This is a genomic window from Rhizobium sp. 01L410 (assembly GCF_056400165.1).
In genome coordinates this window covers 767,806-787,734 of sequence record NZ_JBFTST010000001.1, presented here as the reverse complement: position 1 = coordinate 787,734, position 19,929 = coordinate 767,806, and the positions used below count along the sequence as shown (strand labels likewise).

The 19,929-nt window shown below is 62.9% G+C and carries 18 protein-coding genes; 10 read left to right on the top strand and 8 right to left on the bottom strand.

Going from position 1 to position 19,929, the window contains the following annotated elements; genetic code table 11:
• Positions 1–40 precede the first annotated feature (40 nt).
• From AC1DV9_RS03495 to AC1DV9_RS03460, 8 genes are all read left to right on the top strand, one after another.
• On the top strand, positions 41–613 hold the full coding sequence (locus AC1DV9_RS03495; protein ID WP_112388886.1) for a GbsR/MarR family transcriptional regulator: 573 nt from the start codon (positions 41–43) through the stop codon (positions 611–613).
• Positions 614–617: 4 nt separating this feature from the next.
• Complete coding sequence (cydD, locus tag AC1DV9_RS03490) at positions 618–2,321, top strand: thiol reductant ABC exporter subunit CydD (protein WP_477946217.1); 1,704 nt, start codon at positions 618–620, stop codon at positions 2,319–2,321.
• Positions 2,318–4,009 (top strand): amino acid ABC transporter ATP-binding/permease protein, encoded by a 1,692-nt coding sequence (locus AC1DV9_RS03485; protein ID WP_477946215.1) that lies wholly within the window; start codon positions 2,318–2,320, stop codon positions 4,007–4,009. Before cydD ends, AC1DV9_RS03485 begins: the two co-directional genes overlap by 4 nt.
• A 72-nt stretch (positions 4,010–4,081) precedes the next feature.
• Positions 4,082–5,662 (top strand): cytochrome ubiquinol oxidase subunit I, encoded by a 1,581-nt coding sequence (locus AC1DV9_RS03480; RefSeq protein ID WP_477946213.1) that lies wholly within the window; start codon positions 4,082–4,084, stop codon positions 5,660–5,662.
• 5 nt (positions 5,663–5,667) lie between these two features.
• Positions 5,668–6,819: a cytochrome d ubiquinol oxidase subunit II gene (cydB, locus tag AC1DV9_RS03475; RefSeq protein ID WP_477946211.1), complete on the top strand. Its 1,152-nt coding sequence runs from the start codon at positions 5,668–5,670 to the stop codon at positions 6,817–6,819.
• Between the two features lie 12 nt (positions 6,820–6,831).
• Positions 6,832–6,942: a cytochrome bd-I oxidase subunit CydX gene (cydX, locus tag AC1DV9_RS03470; protein ID WP_112388881.1), complete on the top strand. Its 111-nt coding sequence runs from the start codon at positions 6,832–6,834 to the stop codon at positions 6,940–6,942.
• 119 nt (positions 6,943–7,061) lie between these two features.
• Positions 7,062–7,364, top strand: a complete 303-nt coding sequence (locus AC1DV9_RS03465; RefSeq protein ID WP_112389057.1) for a hypothetical protein — start codon at positions 7,062–7,064, stop codon at positions 7,362–7,364.
• 140 nt (positions 7,365–7,504) lie between these two features.
• Positions 7,505–8,122 carry a TerC family protein gene (locus tag AC1DV9_RS03460; protein WP_112597985.1) on the top strand — a complete coding sequence of 206 codons (618 nt, stop codon included), beginning with the start codon at positions 7,505–7,507 and terminating at the stop codon, positions 8,120–8,122.
• 53 nt (positions 8,123–8,175) lie between these two features.
• Here the strand turns inward: AC1DV9_RS03460 and AC1DV9_RS03455 are convergent, their stop codons facing one another.
• From AC1DV9_RS03455 to AC1DV9_RS03430, 6 genes are all read right to left on the bottom strand, one after another.
• Positions 8,176–9,219 carry a DUF2218 domain-containing protein gene (locus tag AC1DV9_RS03455; RefSeq protein ID WP_477946209.1) on the bottom strand — a complete coding sequence of 348 codons (1,044 nt, stop codon included), beginning with the start codon at positions 9,217–9,219 and terminating at the stop codon, positions 8,176–8,178.
• On the bottom strand, positions 9,216–11,195 hold the full coding sequence (gene fhuB / locus AC1DV9_RS03450; protein ID WP_477946378.1) for a Fe(3+)-hydroxamate ABC transporter permease FhuB: 1,980 nt from the start codon (positions 11,193–11,195) through the stop codon (positions 9,216–9,218). Before fhuB ends, AC1DV9_RS03455 begins: the two co-directional genes overlap by 4 nt.
• Positions 11,188–12,060 carry an ABC transporter substrate-binding protein gene (locus tag AC1DV9_RS03445; protein ID WP_477946207.1) on the bottom strand — a complete coding sequence of 291 codons (873 nt, stop codon included), beginning with the start codon at positions 12,058–12,060 and terminating at the stop codon, positions 11,188–11,190. The genes fhuB and AC1DV9_RS03445 overlap by 8 nt, the downstream gene beginning before the upstream one ends.
• A 5-nt stretch (positions 12,061–12,065) precedes the next feature.
• Positions 12,066–12,845, bottom strand: a complete 780-nt coding sequence (locus AC1DV9_RS03440; RefSeq protein ID WP_477946205.1) for an ABC transporter ATP-binding protein — start codon at positions 12,843–12,845, stop codon at positions 12,066–12,068.
• A gap of 84 nt (positions 12,846–12,929) precedes the next feature.
• A complete protein-coding gene (locus AC1DV9_RS03435; RefSeq protein ID WP_477946203.1) occupies positions 12,930–15,104 on the bottom strand; it encodes a TonB-dependent siderophore receptor in 2,175 nt (724 codons plus the stop codon).
• Between the two features lie 171 nt (positions 15,105–15,275).
• The gene (locus AC1DV9_RS03430; protein WP_477946201.1) at positions 15,276–16,160 is read right to left on the bottom strand and encodes a helix-turn-helix domain-containing protein; all 885 of its coding nucleotides are present in this window, start codon (positions 16,158–16,160) and stop codon (positions 15,276–15,278) included.
• A 151-nt stretch (positions 16,161–16,311) separates the two neighbouring features.
• On the opposite strand from AC1DV9_RS03430, the gene AC1DV9_RS03425 reads away from it, so the two are divergent.
• The gene (locus AC1DV9_RS03425) at positions 16,312–16,770 is read left to right on the top strand and encodes a YbaK/EbsC family protein (protein ID WP_477946199.1); all 459 of its coding nucleotides are present in this window, start codon (positions 16,312–16,314) and stop codon (positions 16,768–16,770) included.
• A gap of 81 nt (positions 16,771–16,851) precedes the next feature.
• Positions 16,852–17,859 carry a Tim44 domain-containing protein gene (locus tag AC1DV9_RS03420; RefSeq protein ID WP_477946197.1) on the top strand — a complete coding sequence of 336 codons (1,008 nt, stop codon included), beginning with the start codon at positions 16,852–16,854 and terminating at the stop codon, positions 17,857–17,859.
• Between the two features lie 19 nt (positions 17,860–17,878).
• Here AC1DV9_RS03420 and AC1DV9_RS03415 read toward each other — a convergent pair whose 3' ends face one another.
• Together AC1DV9_RS03415 and AC1DV9_RS03410 are read right to left on the bottom strand one after the other, a co-directional pair.
• Entirely contained in the window at positions 17,879–19,156 is a 1,278-nt protein-coding gene (locus AC1DV9_RS03415) for an L-fuconate dehydratase (protein WP_112516457.1), read from the bottom strand.
• Positions 19,157–19,170: 14 nt separating this feature from the next.
• The gene (locus tag AC1DV9_RS03410; protein ID WP_477946194.1) at positions 19,171–19,905 is read right to left on the bottom strand and encodes an SDR family oxidoreductase; all 735 of its coding nucleotides are present in this window, start codon (positions 19,903–19,905) and stop codon (positions 19,171–19,173) included.
• Positions 19,906–19,929 lie beyond the last annotated feature (24 nt).

Below are 19,929 nucleotides of genomic sequence, written 5' to 3'. Positions count from 1 at the left end.
AGAAATTTCTGAAATCACAGACATTACGGAAATCACCGTCATGAACCTTCCGCCACTCGTTCAATCCTTCGTTCTGCATTTCGGCGAGATGGGCTCGCGCTGGGGGATCAACCGCACCGTCGGCCAGATCTACGCGCTGCTTTACGTCTCGCCCGAGCCGCTCTGCGCCGAAGACATCGTCGATGCGCTCGGCATCTCGCGCTCGAACGTGTCGATGAGCCTGCGCGAGCTGCAGGCGTGGAACCTTGTGCTGATGAAGCACAAGCCGGATGACCGCCGCGATTTCTTCTCGACCCCTGATGACGTCTGGCTGATCCTGCGCACGCTTGCCGAAGAGCGCAAGAAGCGCGAGGTCGATCCGACCCTCTCCGTGCTGCGCGAAATTCTCATGCAGCGGCCGGCGAGCGACCACGAGCGATATGCCCAGCAGCGCATGGGCGAGATGCACGGGCTGATCGAGCAGCTGACGCATTGGTACGAAGACGTAAAACAACTTGAAACCGAGCGCCTCGCAACATTACTATCTCTGGGGGCAAAAGTTACGAAGCTTCTGGAAGCCAAGGACCGGGTGATTTCGCTCGGCCGCGGCCGCCGTCCTGCGAACAAGAGTTAGCGCCATGGGGAGTGCTTTCTTAGACGCGAATGACGAGCCAGAACCGGGCGCGCAAAAGCGCGGCCGTCGCAGACAGCGTGTCGGCAAAAACAGACCCGGTTCCAGGGCCGCCGCACTGTTGCAGACAGCAGGCGCCCTCGTCTTCATTCCCCAGGCCGCTCTCATCGCTCTTTCCGTCGGCCGGATCGCCAGTGGCGGCGGGCTCGCCGCCGTGCTGTGGCCGGCACTCTTCATCGTCATTCTCGGCATCGCCAAGAGCTGTCTTGAAGCGGCTGGTGGCCGCCTGGCATTCAAGGCCGCCCGCGCTGAGCTCAGCAAGCGCCGCGCCGCCGCCGTGGCAGCGCTTGCGCGCCGCTCGCCTGTCGATCCCGCGCGGCCAGCATCCGGCGAAGCGGCCAGCGTCATCGGCGAACAGGCCGAACTGATCGTGCCCTATATTGCCCGGTTCCAACCGGCGCGCTTCAAGGCGACGGCTATGCCGTTGGCGATACTCGCCTGCATATTCCCGATTTCATGGATTGCAGCACTCATCCTGCTGATCGCCATGCCGCTGATCCCGCTCTTCATGGCCCTGATCGGCTGGCGCGCCCAGGCTGCCAGCGAAAAGCAGCTTTCCGCCACCGGCGGGCTGAACGGCTTCCTTCTCGACCGGCTGCGCGGCCTGACGACGATCCGCGCGCTCGGCGCCGTCGATCAGACGGCGAGCCGCCTGCGCGCCGATGCCGATGATCTGAAGACCCGGACGATGGCGGTATTGCGGATCGCCTTTCTCTCCTCGGCGGTGCTCGAACTCTTTGCCGCGCTCGGTGTTGCGCTGCTCGCCGTCTATGTCGGCTTCAGCCTGCTCGGGGAAATCACCTTCGGCGCCTGGAACAGCGGGCTTGACCTGACCACCGGCCTGTTCCTGCTGCTGCTTGCTCCGGCTTTTTTCGAGCCCCTGCGCGATCTCTCGTCGGTGTGGCACGACCGCGCGAGCGGCGAAGCCGCGCTATCGGCACTGGAGGCAATTGCAACCGGCGGCCTTGATATCGTTCCGGAAGCCGCCGGCAAACAAACCACGCGTTTCGATATCGAACTTGCCGATACCGGCTTCCGCTATGCTGCCGAAAAGCCACCGGCCATCGAAGCGTTCAGCTGTGGCATCATGCAGGGCGAGCATGTCGCCCTGCTCGGCGCCAGCGGCAGCGGGAAATCGACTTTGCTGGCGATGATTGCCGGCCTTGCTCCGGTCTCGGATGGTGCGATCCGCATCGGCGGCCTGCCGCTCGGCGAAGCGGGCGACTGGCGCCGCCATATCGCCTGGATCGGCCAGAAGCCGCATATCTTTGCTGGTTCGCTCGCGGGCAACATCACGCTCGGCCGCGCCGGCACCAAGGCTGATGAGGCACTCCGTGCCGCCAAGCTCGACCAAGTCGCGGCGGCTTACGGCAAGCGCCCGCTCGGCGAAGGCGGGCTCGGGCTTTCCGGCGGCGAGGCGCTGCGGCTTGCCATCGCCCGCGCCGCCTGCAATCCCGACATCCGGATCATTCTTGCCGACGAACCGACCGCACATCTCGATGCTGCGACAGCGGCGGATATCACCGAAAGCCTCATCAACCTCGCCAAGGGCAAGACGCTTGTCGTCGCCACCCACGATCCGCGGCTTGCCGCCCGCATGCAGCGGGTGATCGCGATCGGCGCGGAAACGCTTCGGGAGGCAGCGGAATGAACGCGCGCCTCGGTGATCTCAAACGCGTCGTCTACCTTTTTATTGCCGAACGGCGCCGCGGCCTGCTTATCGGCGCGCTGATGTCCGCGCTGACGGTGCTGGCCGGTATCGCTCTTCTCGGCCTTTCCGGCTGGTTTATCACCGCCGCCTCGATTGCCGGGCTATCCGTTGCCACGGCCGTCACCTTCGACGTTTTCGCGCCATCGGCTGGTATCCGCCTGCTGGCGATCGGGCGTACCTTCTCGCGCTATGGCGAGCGGATGACGACCCATGATGCGACGCTATCGGTACTGGCGGCCCTCCGGGAGCGCCTGTTTCGCGGCTGGGCGAAGGACGGTGCGGCGCGCAATCTCGCAGCCCGACCGTCAAAGCTTCTGTTCCGCCTGACGGCCGATATCGACGCACTCGACGGCCTCTATCTGCGCGTCCTCGTACCCGCTGCCGTTGCGATCTGCACCGCGATCGCGGCTAGCGTGGCGCTCGGCATAATCCATCCGCTGTTTGGCGCCGCGACCGGGCTGATCCTCCTGCTTGCCGGGCTCGGCATTCCCTACCTCGCCGGCCGTGCCGCCGCAAAATCCGCACGCCGCCGCATGCATGGCGTCGAAGCGGTCCGCGGCGGCGTCATCGATCTCGTCGCGGGCCAGACGGATCTGCTGATGGCCGGGCGTCTGGACGCTCAATCTGCGGCCGTTGTCACGGCCGATGCCTATATCTCGGCGGCGGACGACCGTCTGAACCGGATCGAAACCGCCGTCACCTTCGGCTTCGGCCTGACCTCCTCGCTGCTGCTCGCCGGATCGCTGCTGGCGGTCGCTGGCCTTGCGGGGACAGGCAGCATCGGCGCACCTGTTGCCGCGCTCGGGCTGCTGGTTGCCTTCGCCGCCATCGAGCCCTTTGCCGCCCTGCGCCGCGGCGCCATCGAGCTTGGGCGCACCCTCATTGCTGCACGCCGCGTCGGCGCCGGTCTGACCGCAGCGGATCGGACGACCGGACATGGCGCACCGGAAACGGGCATTGCCTTTGCCTTGACAGATGTTGCAACCGCTCACGATGGGGCGGAAAAGCTCGCCGTTCGTAAGCTAACGATTACGTTGAAAACCGGCGAGACGCTGGCGCTTATCGGATCCAGCGGCGCCGGAAAGTCGTCGTTTCTGGCTCTTCTCGCAGGCGAGTTGCAGCCGCGAGGTGGAAGTGCGGTCATCACGGATTCGACGCTGCTGACACAGCACACCGAACTCTTCGCCGACAGCATCCGCGGCAATCTCCTGATCGCCGATCCGTCGGCCAGCGAGGCACAGCTTCGCGATGCTCTCGAGGCTGCCGGATTGCTCACCACCATCGATGCCCTGCCGCAAGGGCTCGACGCGAAACTCGGAGAAGGCGGGCTCGGCCTGTCCGGCGGGCAATCGCGCCGCCTGGCGCTGGCCCGGCTGTTTCTCCGCAACGCATCCCTCTGGCTGCTCGACGAGCCGACAGAGGGCCTGGATGGCGAAACCGCCCGCGACGTGATGAGCCGCCTTGCCGAAAGGGCATCCGGCCACGCCGTGGTCATCGCCAGCCATATCCGCCGGGAGGCGGCAATTGCCGATGTCATCGCGGTGATTGCGGATGGGTGCATCGTCGAAATTTCGCGCCGTGGAGAGGCGGCGTTCGAAAAGGCTCTGAACCGGCTGCGGCCGGACTGAGCGGCATGACCGCGGACGCCGGCCGGCGCCCGTGGAACTCTTGATACCGCGTGGGACCGTGGGAGAAAGATAATGGAACTCGACATAGTCGCGCTATCGCGCTTTCAATTTGCGCTGACCGCGCTCTATCATTTTCTATTCGTACCCCTGACGCTTGGGCTTTCCGTGCTGCTCGCCATCATGGAAACCACCTATGTCATGACCGGCCGCCAGATCTGGCGGCAGATGACGAAATTCTGGGGCACGCTTTTCGGCATCAATTTTGCCATCGGTGTCGCAACCGGCATCGTCATGGAATTCCAGTTCGGCATGAACTGGAGCTATTACAGCTATTATGTCGGCGACATCTTCGGCGCGCCGCTCGCCATCGAAGGCCTGATGGCCTTCTTCCTGGAAGCGACTTTCGTCGGGCTGTTCTTCTTCGGCTGGGACAAGCTTTCCAAGGTCGGGCATCTCGTCGCCACCTGGGCCGTGGCGCTCGGCTCGAACTTCTCGGCACTCTGGATCCTGATCGCCAATGGCTGGATGCAGAACCCGGTCGGCTCGGCACTCAATCCGCAGACGATGCGCATGGAAGTCACCAGCTTCTTCGACGTAGTGTTCAATCCGGTCGCCCAGGCAAAGTTCGTGCACACGGTCTCGGCCGGTTACGTCTGTGCGTCGATCTTCGTGCTCGGCGTCTCGGCCTGGTACCTGCTGAAGGGACGCCATGTCGAAATCGCCAAGCGGTCGATGACCGTCGCCGCCTCGTTCGGCCTCGCCTCATCACTGTCGGTCGTCGTGCTCGGTGACGAAAGCGGCTATCTGGCTACGGAAAACCAGAAGATGAAGCTCGCCGCCATCGAGGCGATGTGGAAGACGGAGCCTGCTCCGGCCCCCTTCACCGCCTTCGGCTTTCCGGATCAGGAAGCCCGCGAGACGCATTTCGCCGTTCATATTCCTTGGGCGATGGGCCTGATCGGCACCCGCTCGCTGACCACCGAAATCCCCGGTATCGACAAGCTCGAGAAAGAAGCCGAAACCCGCATCCGCTACGGCATCAAGGCCTATGACGCCCTGATGCAGATCCGTGCCGTGCGCGCGCCGGACCAGCCGACGCAGGAGGTTCGCAACTCCTTCGAAGATCTCGGCCACGACCTTGGCTACGCATTGCTTCTGAAGCGCTATGTCGACGATCCGCGTCAGGCGACAGATGCGCAGATCGCCCAGGCCGCCCGCGATACGATCCCGCATGTGCCGACGCTCTTCTGGTCGTTCCGCATCATGGTCGGTCTCGGGATGTTCTTCATCGTGCTGACGGCAACCTTCTTCTGGCTTTCGGCCCGGCGTCACCTCGACAAGTATCCGCTGCTGCTCAAGGTCGCGGTCTTCGCGATCCCGCTGCCGTGGGTGGCGATCGAAGTCGGCTGGATCGTTGCCGAATTCGGCCGCCAGCCCTGGGTGATCGAAGGCGTGCTGCCGACAGCGGCTGCCGTCTCCAGCCTGGGCGCCAGCACCGTGCTTCTGACGATCATCGGCTTTGCAGCGCTCTACACGACGCTGATCATCATCGAGATGGGCCTGATGCTCAAGGCGATCAAGAAAGGCCCCGAGCCCGATGACGAGCCGGAAGCCGAGCTGATCTCCGAAACCCTCGTTCCTGCTGCGGAGTGATTGTCATGATCCTTCACGAACTCATCGACTACGACACCCTGCGCGTCATCTGGTGGCTGCTGCTCGGCATCCTCCTGATCGCCTTTGCCACAACGGGCGGCTTCGACCTCGGTGTCGGAACGCTGCTGCCCTTCGTGGCGAAGACCGATACCGAACGGCGGGTCGCCATCAACAGCATCGGCGCCACCTGGGAAGGCAACCAGGTCTGGCTGATCCTCGGCGGCGGCGCCATCTTCGCCGCCTGGCCGCCGCTTTACGCGGTCTCCTTCTCGGGCTTCTACCTGGCGATGTTCGCGATCCTCTTCGCGCTCATCCTGCGTCCGGTCGGATTCAAGTACCGCTCGAAGCGCGACAGTGCGCGTTGGCGCAGCAACTGGGACTGGGCGCTGTTCATCGGCGGCTTCGTTCCGGCGCTGATCTTCGGCGTCGCCGTCGGCAACGTGCTGCAGGGCGTGCCGTTCCGCTTCGCCGACGACATGCGGATCTTCTACGAAGGTTCGTTCTTTGGGCTGCTGAACCCCTACGCGCTGCTCTGCGGATTGCTGTCTGTCGCCATGCTCGTCATGCATGGCGCAGCCTGGCTGATTCTGAAGACCAGCGGACCGGTCGCCGAACGCGCCCGGACCTATGGCAGCCTTGCCGCCTTCGCCGCCATCCTGCTCTTTGCGCTCGGCGGCATCTTCCTCGCAGCCGGCGTCGATGGCTACCGCATTACCAGCGACATCAGCCCGGTCGGCCCCTCCAATCCGCTCTTCAAGACGGCGGAGCATGCCGGCACCTGGTTTGCCAATTACGGCGCCTACCCGTGGCTGCTGATTGCACCGGCCTGCGGCTTTGCCGGAGCGGCCCTTGCGCTGCTCAGCATGCGGGTTCGGCTGGAGGTCACCACGCTGCTCTTCAGCAAGCTGTCGATCTTCGGCATCATCTCGACGGTCGGCGTTTCGATGTTCCCGTTCATTCTGCCGTCCTCTCTCGACCCGCGGTCGAGCCTGACGGTTTGGGATGCGTCGTCGAGCCATCTGACGCTGTTCATCATGCTCGTCGTCACGGCAATCTTTCTGCCGATCATCTTTCTCTACACCGCCTGGGTCTACAAGGTGCTGTGGGGCAAGGTGGACGAGAAAGCCATCACCGACAAAAGCGGCCACGCCTATTAAAGGAGAAAGACGATGTGGTATTTCGCATGGATCCTCGGCTTGCCGCTCGCAGCCGCCTTCGCCGTCCTCAACGCCATGTGGTACGAGCTGATGGACGATGAAGCCAAGAAGAAGAAATCCTGAGCTTCACGAATTGAGACGATGCCGGGCGCGATGATTGCGCCCGGCATCCCGCAAACCTGGCACAAGCCTTGCTTCATATTATTCGGGCGGAATATGCCCGCCTGAAGAAGAGGGGTAGCATGGTGTCAGTCACGGATATGATCGGTGCAACGTGGCGTCTCGAGGATGCGATCCGGGACGTGATCGCTGAAAACCTGAATTTCTCCAGCAATTCCAAACCGATGAGGGACAAGGCGCGCCTGCTGCCGCACCTCCTCGTGCAGAAATATCCGCAGCTGTCGGATATCGAGCACGAGCTGCGCGGCGTCTTCGAAACCTGCCGCATCGCAATTGATCATAAATCCATCAGTCCGGTCGTTGCGAAGGCAGCCATTGCGATCGCCGACGAATATCGCGAGATCATCATCAAGCTCAAACATTAGGCGAGAGCCTCCCCGCGCGTTTCCAGCGTGGGACTGGCAGGACACACATCCGGGACATTTGCGTGGACCCGGGTGATTGCCGGTTGACGTAACGTTTTGCGGGCTCTAGTTCGGCTTCCGAACATCGGGGGACGTTTTTCATGGAAATCTTTACTGCCGCGGGGCTGACTGCGCTTATGCAGGTCATCGCGATCGATCTCGTGCTTGCCGGCGACAACGCCGTCGTCATCGGCCTTGCCGCCGCCGGCCTTCCGGCCGATCAGCGCAAGAAGGCCATTCTGGTCGGTATTCTGGCCGCTACCGTACTGCGTATCATCTTCGCTTCGATCACCGTTCAGCTGCTCGCCATCGTTGGCCTGCTGCTCGCCGGTGGCCTGCTGCTGCTCTGGGTCTGCTGGAAGATGTGGCGCGAGCTGCGTTCGCAGCACGGTGCGGAAGGCGAAGACGCGCTCGAAGGCGCCGAAGGCAAGCCGAAGAAGACCTTCTGGCAGGCCGCCAGCCAGATCGTCATTGCTGACGTCTCGATGTCGCTCGACAACGTGCTGGCTGTCGCCGGTGCCGCCCGCGAACACCCGACCGTGCTGGTCGCCGGTCTCGCCCTGTCGATCGCCATGATGGGTATTGCCGCAAACTTCATCGCGCGCCTGCTCACCAAGCATCGCTGGATCGCCTATGTCGGCCTCGCAATCATCCTCTACGTCGCGCTCGACATGATGTATCGCGGCGCACTTGAGGTCTGGCCCTATCTGGCCGGCTGACAGGCTTTTCTGAAAAGAGACATCAGGCGGATCGGCGAAAGCCGGTCCGCCTTTTACTTTTCCCAGTAGCTGCCGACGCGCATGCACTGCCGGTCATATTGCAGCTCGTCCTTCAGATATTCGCGGATCGCCACGGCTTCCGCCTTCTCGCAGCCAACCCAAATGAAGGTGGGCGCGGCGCATCGCGGCGCCAGTGAGCGGATCAGCTGCTGAATACCGCCCATCGTGCCGGCCGCAGCACCGTTGCGATGCAGCCAGACAGCCTGGATATCAGCCGCTGATGGAATCGGCTGCTCTTCGGACGCGCTATCCACTTCGCCGAAGAAGCGGACCTTGGTTCCGGCCGGTGCCGCTTCGGCGATGCGCAGCATGGCAGGCAATGCCGTTTCGTCTCCGGCAAGGATAAGGTCGGCCGCCTCAGGCATCCAGCCACCGCCCGGTCCCATGATGCCGATCAGATCACCAGCCGCCGCCGTCGCGCCGAAGGTGGCGCCGGGCATGGTTTCGCCATCGTGCAGCACGAAATCGATATCGACCTCACCGCGCTCCAGATCGACCTCGCGGATCGTGTAGATGCGGACTGCGGTGATCTTCTCGTCCGGCCACTGAATGCGGCCATCGTCGCCGACAGTGGGCCAGACCGGCGCCTCGCCATTCTGCGGCAACAGCAGGCGCACGTGCAGCCCGCCCTGCTGGAAGTCGTGAACATTGGGGCAGGCGAACGTGACCCGGCGCATATGTGGCGTGACATTGCGGGCACCCGCTACCGTCGCCAGCCGCATGTTGCCCGGCAGCGCCGGCTTCGGCTTTTCCGACCAGGTCAGCTCGAATTTCTTCTCACCGGCAAAATGGAAGAGATGCTCGGCCAGCACGGTGCGGATCATCGTCAGCTCGTCCTCGCTGTTCGAAGCCAGTTCGATTGCCAGCGTTTCGCCGGTGATCCGGATATCGGCTGCGCCGATCTCGTGCTTGAGATGCACCGTTTCCCCGTTGCGGGTCACCGATGCATGCTCGGCGAAATGCTCGGCGATCTCCTCCAGCATAAGTCTGGCATCCGCTGGAATTGCTGTGCCCGAAAGCCGGAATTGCGCCGTCATGCCGCTTCCTTTCGCGTCAGCAGCCAGATGAGATAGGGGCCGCCGATCAGCGCCGCGAAGAGGCCGACCGGGACCTGATAGGGATAGATCACCACGCGCGAGAGCCAGTCGGCCGCGACAAGAACGCCTGCGCCAATCAGGATCGCGGCGGCAAGCTGCTGGCCCGGCCGGTGGAAACCCGTCAGCCGTGCCAGATGCGGGGCGATCAATCCCGTCAGGCTGAGTGGCCCGACGAGAAAAGAGGCGACTGCCGTCATCAGCGCCGCGATCATCGCCAGCAGCAGACGGCTGGCGCCGACAGGCAGGCCGAGACTGCGCGCTGAGGAACCGCCTAGCGGCAGGATGGTGAGCCAGCGGCTGAGGAAGGGAAGCGGTGCAGCGAGAACGGCGAGCGAGATCACCGCCGTCCAGGCCTCGAAGCTGCCGGCACGGTTGGTCGAGCCGGTGAGCCAGGTCAGCAGCACGTAGCCACGCATATCGCCCTGCGCCAGCACCATCGAGACGATCGCCATCGAAAAGGCGCCGATGGCGATACCGGCAAGCAACAGACGCTCGGGCGCGAACTGGGCGCGGGCGGCGATGGCGATCATGATCAGGAAGGCGACGAGCGCGCCGATTGCCATCGATGCCAGCATGACGAAGGGCGGCGGGAAGCCGAAGATGAAAAGCGCAACCGTCAGCCCCGCGCCGCCGCCGGTGCTGACGCCCAGCACTTCCGGGCTGGCGATCGGATTGCCGGTCACCCGCTGCATGATGAAGCCGGCGGCCGCCAGCATCGCGCCCGCACCGGCGGCAACGATGGTGCGCGGCAGGCGAAGCGGCAGCAGATCGGTAAACAGCGTACCGGTGGCGATATGCCAGCCGTCGTCGGCCGGTGCCGTGGTCAGCACCAGGGCGACGACAAGGGCAAGCGCCAATAGTAGCATGAGGAACACCCGGCCAGGGCTTTGAAGACGCCTGATCGCCACGGTCGTCTGCGCCGTGACCGATGCGAAGGAGTGGACGCGCGGCAGCAGATAAAGCAACAGCGGGCCGCCGAGCAGCGCGGTTGCCGCGCCTGCCGGAGCGATATCTGTGAAGCCCGGACCGAGCAGCTGCGTCAGGCAATCGGTGAAGAACAGCAGCGCGGCTCCCGTCAACGGTGCAGCGATGACGAGCTGCGTCGTGGTGCGGGCACCGGCAAAACGGGCGATCGCCGGGGCGGCAAGGCCGAGAAAGCCGATAATGCCGACATTGGCGGTGACCGAAGCCGAGAGCCAGACCGCCAGCAGCAAGACGGCAAGGCGGGTCGCGTGCAAGGCGACGCCGAGGCTTTTTGCACCCGCATCGTCGAGCGACAGCACCTGCAGCGGACGCAGCAGAAGAACGGCGGCAGCAAGGCCCACGAGCAGCCGCGGCGCCAGAGAGATCACCGCATGCCAATCCTGCTGGCTGAGCGAACCCGCGCCCCAGATGAAGATCGACATGGCATATTCGCCGCGGGCGAGAATGAGGGTGACGCTGAGCGCCGAGGCAATCAAGGTCACGATCATGCCCGACAGGGCGACGGTTACCGGATCGAGACTGCGCCGCCAGCTAAGTGCCAGCACGATCGCCACCGCCACAAGCCCGCCCGCAAACGCCACCAACTCGCGCGAAAACCCGAGCAGCAGCGGCGAAACGCTGATGCCGATCGTCGTTGCAAGCTGAGCGCCAGACGCGATGCCGAGCGTCGAGGCATCGGCGATGGGGTTGCGCAGCACCCGCTGCAGCAGGAAGCCGGAAAGGCCGAGGGCCGCGCCCGCGATCAGCGAAAGTGCTGCGCGCGGCATCATGCTCTGCCATAGCAGCACCGCATCGAGCGCCGCCTGCCCTTCCGGCAGACGCGGCCGGAAGGCGACGAGCAGGGCAAAGACCAAGACGCAGGCGGCGAAGGAGGCGGCTATGCCGAGCAGCGTGCGGTTCGGGCGGCCACCGGCCACACGGCGGCTAACCATTCCATGCATCGGTAAGCCCCTTCGCAACCAGATCGGCGAAGCGCGATGCCGCAGGCAAGGCGCCATAAGGATTGATGGAGCCAAGCGTCAGCACCCGGCCTTCCCGGACGGCGGGAAGCGCCTGCCAGAAGGCACCGCTCTGCAGCGTCACCATCGCATCCGGCGGATGCGGCGGGATGAAGACGATCCAGGTGTCCGGCATCGATGCCAGCGTCTCGATGCCGATCGGCGCCATCGCCGTATAGCTCGTCTTGCCCTGCCAGGCGTTTTTCAGCCCGGTACGGGCCAACACTTCGCCGAACATGCTGTCGCTGCCGAAGACGCGGTAGTGGCGCGCATCGCCGAGATTGATCGGCAGGATCGCGCGGCCGTCGCCTGCTGCAAACAGCGTCCGGTATCTATCGAGCTTGGCCATCAGATCGTCCGCATAGCGCTTGCCGCTATCGAGCTCCAGCTCGCCTGCCATCGCCAGCGTCACATCCTGCGCACGTTGGAAGGGACTATCGCCCATGCGATAGATCGCATGTGTCTTCACCGGCGCGATCCGGCTCATCAGGCCGTCGGCCCAGCTGTAGAAATTAGAATTGAAGATCAGGTCCGGCCTGGCGAAGCGCAGCACTTCGAAATTCGGGGTGCCCCGGAGCCCGAGGTCAGCAACGCCATCGGGCATCGCCGGTTCGACGGTGATCTGCCGGTAGCCGCGCAGCTCGCTTCCCGCCACCACATTGGCGCCGATCGCCAGCAGCGTTTCCAGCAGGGCCCAATCGAGCGCGGCCACACGCGGCGGCGCGGCAGCCCTAAGCACCGAAGGAGCGGCCAGAGCCGCCGACATCGCCAGGAAATTGCGCCGTGTCAGAGCTTGCATCGGCATCACAGCAGATAGCTGACCGGCTCGCCGCGTGCCGGGTGGGTGAAGACGCCCATGCCGACGCCGAAGATCGACTGAAGCCGGTCGGCTTGCATGATCTCTTCAGGCTTGCCCTGCGCAGTGATCCGGCCGCGATTGAGGGCGATGATTTCGTCGCAATGGCGGGCGGCCAGGTTGATGTCGTGGAGAACGATGACGACGGTCAGCCCGCGCTCGTGGCTGAGCGATTCCACCAGCGACAGCATGGAAGCCTGATGCGCCAGATCCAGCGCCGAGGTCGGCTCGTCCAGCAACAGGCAGCTGGCATTCTGCGCCAGCATCATGGCGATCCACGCCCGCTGACGCTCGCCGCCGGACATATTGGCAACCGGGCGCCCGGCGAATTCTTCGAGACTCGTGCGGGCGATGGCGTCATCGACCAGATCGTGATCGGCCTTGCCGAAGCGGCCAAGCGTGCCGTGCCAGGGAAAGCGCCCCAGCGCCACCAGCTCGCGCACCGTCATTCCATCGGTCGCGGGCGTGAACTGCGGCATATAGGCGATCTTGCGGGCAAATTCCCGCGCGCCCCAGGCGGCCGCGTTCCTGCCTTCGAGTTCCAGTGCCCCGCCGGTTGCCGGATGCTGCCGGGCGATGATCTTCATTAGCGTGCTCTTGCCCGACCCATTCGGCCCGACCAGCCCATAGATCCGCCCGCTCTCAAGTGTCAGATCGATGCCCGAGAGGATGGTGCGCTCACCTGCAGAAAAGCGGACATCCGACATTTTCAGAAATGGCGTGGACATGAAACGGGCTCCTGAAACAGCTGCGGGAGGGGCACAGCCCTCCCGCCGTTTTGCTTGGTGCAAAACTTTACTATGATTGTCAACTTACCATTTTTTGCTGAGCTTGAAGGTGATGGTGCGGGCGTCGCCATAGCCGCAGGTGGTCAAGCCGCCGCAACCTTTCACGTATTCCTTGTCAAAGAGATTGGTCACGTTGACGGACGCTCCCCAACCCTCGTTCTCGTAGCGAATAGCGGCGTCGAAGACAGCGGCACCCGGAACCTTGCTCGTGTTGGCAAAATCAGCCCAGGACCAGCCCTGATAGCGAACACCACCGCCGACGCTGACGCCTTCCAGCGCGCCGCGCGGGATCGTGTAGTCCAACCATAAGCTGGCCTGAACCTTCGGCTGAAGATAAGGCGAGTTGCCGATGAGCGACGTGTTAGCGTCCTCAGTGATTTCGAGATCAGTATAGGAGAAGCCAGCGATTGCCTTCCAATCGTCTGTGATATTCGCCTTGCTTTCGAATTCGAAACCACGTGAACGCACCTCGCCGATCTGGCTGGACAGTGTGGTACCGGGATCCGTGACAACAACGTTCTGCTTGGTGATCTGGAAGAGCGATGCGGTGATGGTCCCGTCGAAGAAGGTGGGCTCGTATTTCACGCCTGCTTCGACCTGGCTACCTTGCTCGGGCTTGATGGTGTTCGACAGGCTTGTCGCGATGATTGGATTGAAGAACGTGGCGACACTGACGTAAGGCGTGATGCCGTTGTCGAATTCATATGCCAGACCTGCGCGTCCGCTGACGGCCGTCTTGTCGTACCCGTAGCTATTGTTTTGCGTCGGCGCCCAGAAGGTCGGGCCGTTGTCGGTCTTCGTGTCCACGTAGTCGTAGCGGCCGTTCAAAGTCGCGAGCCAGCCACCACCGAAGCGGATCTGATCCTGGATATAGGCGCCGAGCTGCTGCTGGGTGGTGACCTGATTGATGTAGCTGCGATTGGCGGGCTGCGGGAGCCCGTAGATCGGGTCGGTTACGCTGATCGGCGTCGCGCTGTTTGCAGCCTGCACCTGATCGATCTGGAAATACTTGTAGTCCAGCCCAAGCATCAGCTTGTGGCTCGTCTCACCAAGATCGAATTCGGTCTCGGCGCGATTGTCGACAGAGAATGAATTGACTTCGGTCTGATGCTCGAAGTTGATGCGATTCAACTCGGTTGGGCTCGCATAACCATAGGCGTAGGGCGCAACCTCATGCTTGTTGAGATGCCCATAGCGGGCGTTCTGCGTCACCGTCCAGCCGCTGTCGAACTCATGCTTGATCTCGTAGCCAAGCATCTGTTGCTGGTAATTGCCTTGATCGATATCCGGTTCGCCCGGGAAGAAATCGCGCGGAATCCTGCCAAAGGGCGCATCGACGACAGTGCCGACATAGGGGAAGAAGCCGTTGCCGGTGTGAACCTGATCGAGCGCTCCCGCATAGCCCCAGATATTGATGGAAGTGGCATCATCGGGTGCGATCGTCAGCTGCGGCATGATAAAACCGCGCGTGTCGTGCGAAAAGTCGGAGTAGTTGTCGCCACCAGCAACCTTGCCAGTCAGGCGATAGATCATCGTGTCGCTTGAGCCGACCTTGTCGGAAAGGTCAACACCGGTGAAAGCGTTGCCGTTACTATTGATACCGATATCGGTATAGTAGAGCGGCTCATCGGTTGGCCGCTTGCGGACCAGATCAATGATACCACCAGGGTTCGAACCACCGTATAGAACCGAAGCGGGCCCTTTCAGCACTTCGACGCGTTCGAGCATAAAAGGATCGGTCTGGAAGCCGCCGAAGCTGTAGCTGAACAGGTTGAGGCCGTCCATGAACACGCCGGTCTGGGTCGCGTCAAATCCGCGGATATAGAACCAGTCCGTATCACCGTCATTGCCGAAAGGCTGCGCGTTGACTCCAGGCGTATAGGACAGAGCCTCATCGACCTTGTTGACGACACCGCGATCGTCCATTTCCTGCGTTCCGATCACCGACACAGACTGCGGAATCTCGTTGATCGGCGTATCGCTCTTCGAGCCGGTTGCCGACCGCTTTGCCACATATCCCTTGACCGGGCTGGTCGCCGTCGCCTCGGAATTTGCCGCTCCGGCCTGCCCCTGGATGGTGATCGGCGCCAGCGCCGTCGCGTCCTGGGCCAGCGCCGGCATGGCGGCTACGAGGCCGATGGCGGCGGCGCCGGTCAGGAGGTTGGTCTTGAAGATGAGAGCCTTGGTCTGCCCACGCATTGTCTTACCCCACTCGCGCCGCGCAAACCTCAAAGTCACCCGGCTAAACAGCTTGTTGATAAGATGAGCGTTTAACTCAAATTTAAGGGGCTGGATTGTCGTGATCCGGGGAATTTGAACGTTCTTGGGCAAATTTCCGCACTTTAAACAAATGCTCGTGAGGCGTGGTTTTCAGGCAACGTGAGCCTTCTTCCAGAGCGCCGGGGTGGCGCCGGTCGTCTTGCGGAAGACGCGGGTGAAATGGGCCTGGTCGGAAAAGCCGGTCTCGGCGGCAATCGCCGGAAGACTGAAATCGCCCTGCAGAAGCAGATGCTTGGCTTTTTCGACACGGGCATTGGTCTGCCACTGATGGGGCGCGATCCCGGTCGAGGCCTTGAAGGCGTGGCTGAAATGCGATTGCGACAACCCGGTCAGGTTGGCAAGCTCCTCGAGCCTGATGTTGCGAAGGCAATTCTGTTCAATGAAATCGGTGGTGCGGCGAAGCTGCCAGGTGGCCAGCTTGCTGCGCTTGCGCGGCTGCGCCTTGGTCAGCTTCAATACGTCGATGATCAGCGACAGGCACAGGCCATCGCCATAGAGATCGTGTAGCGGCTGCGGGTTCAGGCATTCGGCACCGATCAGATTGGCAAGCGCCATCACCCGCTCGTCGTGAAACAGCAGTCGGGCATCGGCAAGCCGTGACGGGTCGATATCTTCCATCAGCCGCCGTCCGACGATGTCGGCATCGAAATGGATATCGAGATGGCGGACGAACTGGACATCGACGAGATCGGCCCAGAGTTCCATCCCGGCGGGCACATAGGAGATCGGCCGGCGCACGGTGTCCTGGACGGCTCCTGCGCTCTTCGGTGTCAGCTTGACGCGTGAATCGCCGGGGCCGCGCATGTCGAGCAGAATGAAAAGCCGCGGATCGTGGGCGACATAATAGCCACCGGCATAGGGCGCGCACTCGACATCCCAGACATCGGCGACGATGCCATTCCAGCTCCGCCGGTTCATGCCGCCAACCACGGAGAAGCCTTCGATCCTGTTCTGCATGCGCGGTTGAAAGGTCATGGGGACGCCGGAAAATAAACCTTCATTTTATAATCAAGTTTTCTCCTAGCGAATATATGCCGGATTAGCAACATGCTTTCGCTGCAGCGCACAAGCGATCGTGAAACGCCGCCTCTTCATTTCCGCGCGCCGCTGTTCTAGCATTTGCGCCATGAGCCTCGAATCCGTCCGCGCCTTTTTCAGCGCCCATGCACCCGATGTCGACATCATCGAAACCGAAGCCAGTTCTTCGACCGTGACGCTTGCGGCCGAAGCCCATGGGGTCGAGCCCGCGCAGATCGCCAAGACGATCTGCCTGCGGGTCGGCGACGAGGCCATGCTGGTGGTCGCCAGCGGCACGGCGCGGCTGGATAACCGTAAATTCAAGGACACGTTCGGCGGCAAGGGCCGCATGCTCGGGGCCGACGAAGTGCTCGAAATCACCAGCCATCCGGTCGGCGGCGTCTGCCCTTTCGGCCTGCCGTCGCCGCTGCCGGTTTATTGCGATGCGTCGCTCAAACAATTCGCCGAAGTCATACCCGCCGCCGGTTCGTCAAATTCGGCGGTGCGCATTCAAACTGGGCGACTGGCGGAGCTGACGGCTGCAAAATGGGTCGATGTCTGCCAATAGACTTTTGGCTGGCTTCAAATCGCGGGAAGAGCCCCTATATTAGGCTGCAACATGCCGTAGTTGTGCATGAGAGGAGATGAAATGCCGGGTGCCGTTTCGCGTTTTGCCAAGATTGCGGCGATTGCCGTTCTGACGAGCGCTACTGTTTTTGCTGCCTATGGTGAGGCCGAAGCCCGGCGTGCGGGCGGCGGGTTCAGCAGTTTCGGCAGCCGTGGCACACGCACCTTCCAGGCTCCTCCGGTCACACGCACGGCGCCGGCACCTGCTGCACCGGTTGAACGCTCCATGACACCCCAGCCGCAGACGACGGCGCCTTCGATGGCGCAGCCCGGCGTGGCGGCGCAGCGCCCCGGCGGCATGTTCGGCGGCTTCGGCCGCTCGATGGTCGGCGGCCTGATCGCCGGTGGTCTGCTCGGCATGATGCTCGGCCATGGTTTCGGCGGCGGTTTCGGCTTCCTCGGCCTGCTGCTGCAGATCGCGCTGATCTTCGGCGCCATCACGCTCGCCATGCGCTTCTTTGCCAATCGCCGCCAGCCGTCCTACGGCTCGGCAGGCGGGCCGTCCTATAGCAACATGTCGTCGAACAATAACAGCTCGTTCCGCATTCCAACGATCGGCTCGGGTGCGGCCGCCGCGGCTCCGCAACGCAACAACCAGCGCCCCAGCGACGAGATCGGTCTGGCACAGGCAGACCTCGATCAGTTCGAGGAGCTGCTGACCGAAGTGCAGACCGCCTATGGCGCCGAGGACTACGGCACGCTGCGCAAGCTGACGACGCCGGAAGCGATGTCCTATCTGGCCGAAGAGCTTGGCGAGAACGCCACCAATGGCGTCCGCAACCGGGTCTCCGACGTGAAGCTGCTGCAGGGCGATATTGCAGAAGCCTGGCGTGAAGACGGCCTCGACTATGCAACGCTTGCCATGCGCTATTCGTCGATCGACGCGATGGTCGAGCGCGACAGCGGCCGCGTCGTCTCCGGCGACGACCAGCGCTCGAGCGAAAGCACCGAAGTCTGGACCTTCGTTCGCAAGAACGGCGCCGACTGGAAGCTTTCCGCCATCCAGGGCACCGAGCAGCGCGCCGCCTGAGCGGCGCGCGTTTTCTTCCTCAGCCCTTGAAGGTGTAGTCGGCGATCGACTGCGCCTTCATCTCGATCGAGAATCCTGGCTTCGACGGCGGCATATAAGCCGCGTTCCTGATATCGCAGGGTTCGAGGAAATGTTCGTGCAGGTGGTCGACATATTCGATCACCCGTCCGTCCTTAGTGCCCGACACCGCGATGTAATCGATCATCGACAGGTGCTGCACATATTCGCAGAGCCCGACGCCACCGGCATGCGGCCAGACCGGCAGGTCGAATTTCGCGGCGATCAACAGCACCGCCAGAACCTCGTTCAATCCCCCCATGCGGCAGGAATCGATCTGCACGATATCGATCGCGCCTTCGGCGATGAACTGCTTGAACATGATACGGTTCTGGCACATCTCACCGGTCGCGACCTTCACCGGCGCGATCGCCTGGCGGATCTTGCGGTGACCGGCAACATCGTCCGGGCTGGTCGGCTCCTCGATGAAGAAAGGCTTGGCGAAGGCGAGCTTGTTCACCCAGTCGATCGCCTGCGGCACTTCCCATACCTGGTTGGCGTCGATCATCAGATAGCGGTCCGGCCCCATCACCTCGCGGGCGATCCGCAAGCGACGGATGTCATCCTCAAGATCGCGCCCGACCTTCATCTTCACATGGTTGAAACCGGCATCGATTGCTTCCTGGCAGAGGCGGCGAAGCTTCTCGTCATCATAACCCAGCCACCCGGCCGATGTCGTGTAGCAGGCGTAACCCTCAGCCTTCAGCGTCGCGATCCGCTCTGCCTTGCCGGCCTCAGCCTTCTTCAGGATCGCCACGGCCTCGTCGCGGGTCAACACGTCGGTCAGATAGCGGTAATCGACGATATCGGCGATCTCCTCAGCCGGAAGTTCGGACACCAGCTGCCACACGGGCTTGCCTTGCTTCTTCGCCAGCAGATCCCAGAAGGCGTTAACGACGGCGCCGGTCGCCAGATGCATGGCGCCCTTGTCCGGGCCGATCCAGCGTAGCTGGCTATCGCCCGTCAGGTGACGCCAGAATTTGCCGGGCGCGGCGCGGAAAGCTTCGAGATCCTGGCCGACGACCAGATGGTCCATCGCCTTGATCGCCATGCAGCAAATGTCGTTGCCGCGGCCGATGGTGAAGGTCAGGCCGTGGCCATTAAGACCCGGCTCATCGGTATCGAGGATCACGTAGGCGGCGGAATAATCCGGATCGGGGTTCATCGCATCCGAGCCGTCGAGGCTCTGCGAGGTCGGGAAACGGAGATCGAAGACACGAAGGCCGGTGATGCGGGTCATGGTTTTCTTCCGGATTAAATGGTCCAGCCGCCATCGATGGCGTAGGCCTGACCTGAGGTATAGGTGGCGCCGGCGAGATAGACGGCGAGTTCGGCGATCTCTTCCGGCGAGCCCAGACGGCCCATCGGCTGGCGCGAGATGAAGGCGGCGCGCGCCGTCTCGTAATCGCCCTGCGCCTTCATGCGGTCCTGCAGCGACGGGCTTTCGACGGTGCCAGGGCAGATGGCGTTGCAGCGGACACCCTGCGCCACGTAGTCGGCGGCAACGGATTTGGTGAGACCGATGACGGCAGCCTTGGTGACGCCATAGGCGAAGCGGTTCGGCACGCCCTTGATGCTGGATGCGACGGAGGCCATGTTGATGATCGAGCCATCCTTGCGCTCCAGCATGCCGGGCAGCACGGCGCGGATGGTGCGGATCATCGCCTTGACGTTGAGATCGAGGGCGAACTCCAGATCGGCGTCCTTCATCTCCAGGATCGAGCCGGCATGGACGAAGCCGGCGCAATTGAAGAGCACGTCGATCTGGCCGATCTCTGAGACCAGCGCATTGACCGCCGCTTCGTCGAGAACGTTCAGCTTGTGGGTCGCGATCCCGGTTTCGGCCGTCAGCTGCGCCAGTGCATCGGTGTTGATGTCTGTGGCATGTACGGTGGCACCTGCCTGCTGGAAGGCGATCGCCGAAGCGCGGCCGATGCCCTGTCCTGCGGCGGTGATCAGAACGGTCTTGCCGGAAAGTGAAATGGTCATCTGTCGAAGCCTCCCTTGATGTCG

Bases quoted from the DNA above. Each gene is read 5' to 3' on its own strand.
- AC1DV9_RS03495 (WP_112388886.1), top strand. From the start codon at position 41: ATGAACCTTCCGCCACTCGTTCAATCCTTCGTTCTGCATTTCGGCGAG.
- cydD (WP_477946217.1), top strand. From the start codon at position 618: ATGGGGAGTGCTTTCTTAGACGCGAATGACGAGCCAGAACCGGGCGCG.
- AC1DV9_RS03485 (WP_477946215.1), top strand. From the start codon at position 2,318: ATGAACGCGCGCCTCGGTGATCTCAAACGCGTCGTCTACCTTTTTATT.
- AC1DV9_RS03480 (WP_477946213.1), top strand. From the start codon at position 4,082: ATGGAACTCGACATAGTCGCGCTATCGCGCTTTCAATTTGCGCTGACC.
- cydB (WP_477946211.1), top strand. From the start codon at position 5,668: ATGATCCTTCACGAACTCATCGACTACGACACCCTGCGCGTCATCTGG.
- cydX (WP_112388881.1), top strand. From the start codon at position 6,832: ATGTGGTATTTCGCATGGATCCTCGGCTTGCCGCTCGCAGCCGCCTTC.
- AC1DV9_RS03465 (WP_112389057.1), top strand. From the start codon at position 7,062: ATGGTGTCAGTCACGGATATGATCGGTGCAACGTGGCGTCTCGAGGAT.
- AC1DV9_RS03460 (WP_112597985.1), top strand. From the start codon at position 7,505: ATGGAAATCTTTACTGCCGCGGGGCTGACTGCGCTTATGCAGGTCATC.
- AC1DV9_RS03455 (WP_477946209.1), bottom strand. From the start codon at position 9,219: ATGACGGCGCAATTCCGGCTTTCGGGCACAGCAATTCCAGCGGATGCC.
- fhuB (WP_477946378.1), bottom strand. From the start codon at position 11,195: ATGGTTAGCCGCCGTGTGGCCGGTGGCCGCCCGAACCGCACGCTGCTC.
- AC1DV9_RS03445 (WP_477946207.1), bottom strand. From the start codon at position 12,060: ATGCAAGCTCTGACACGGCGCAATTTCCTGGCGATGTCGGCGGCTCTG.
- AC1DV9_RS03440 (WP_477946205.1), bottom strand. From the start codon at position 12,845: ATGTCCACGCCATTTCTGAAAATGTCGGATGTCCGCTTTTCTGCAGGT.
- AC1DV9_RS03435 (WP_477946203.1), bottom strand. From the start codon at position 15,104: ATGCGTGGGCAGACCAAGGCTCTCATCTTCAAGACCAACCTCCTGACC.
- AC1DV9_RS03430 (WP_477946201.1), bottom strand. From the start codon at position 16,160: ATGACCTTTCAACCGCGCATGCAGAACAGGATCGAAGGCTTCTCCGTG.
- AC1DV9_RS03425 (WP_477946199.1), top strand. From the start codon at position 16,312: ATGAGCCTCGAATCCGTCCGCGCCTTTTTCAGCGCCCATGCACCCGAT.
- AC1DV9_RS03420 (WP_477946197.1), top strand. From the start codon at position 16,852: ATGCCGGGTGCCGTTTCGCGTTTTGCCAAGATTGCGGCGATTGCCGTT.
- AC1DV9_RS03415 (WP_112516457.1), bottom strand. From the start codon at position 19,156: ATGACCCGCATCACCGGCCTTCGTGTCTTCGATCTCCGTTTCCCGACC.
- AC1DV9_RS03410 (WP_477946194.1), bottom strand. From the start codon at position 19,905: ATGACCATTTCACTTTCCGGCAAGACCGTTCTGATCACCGCCGCAGGA.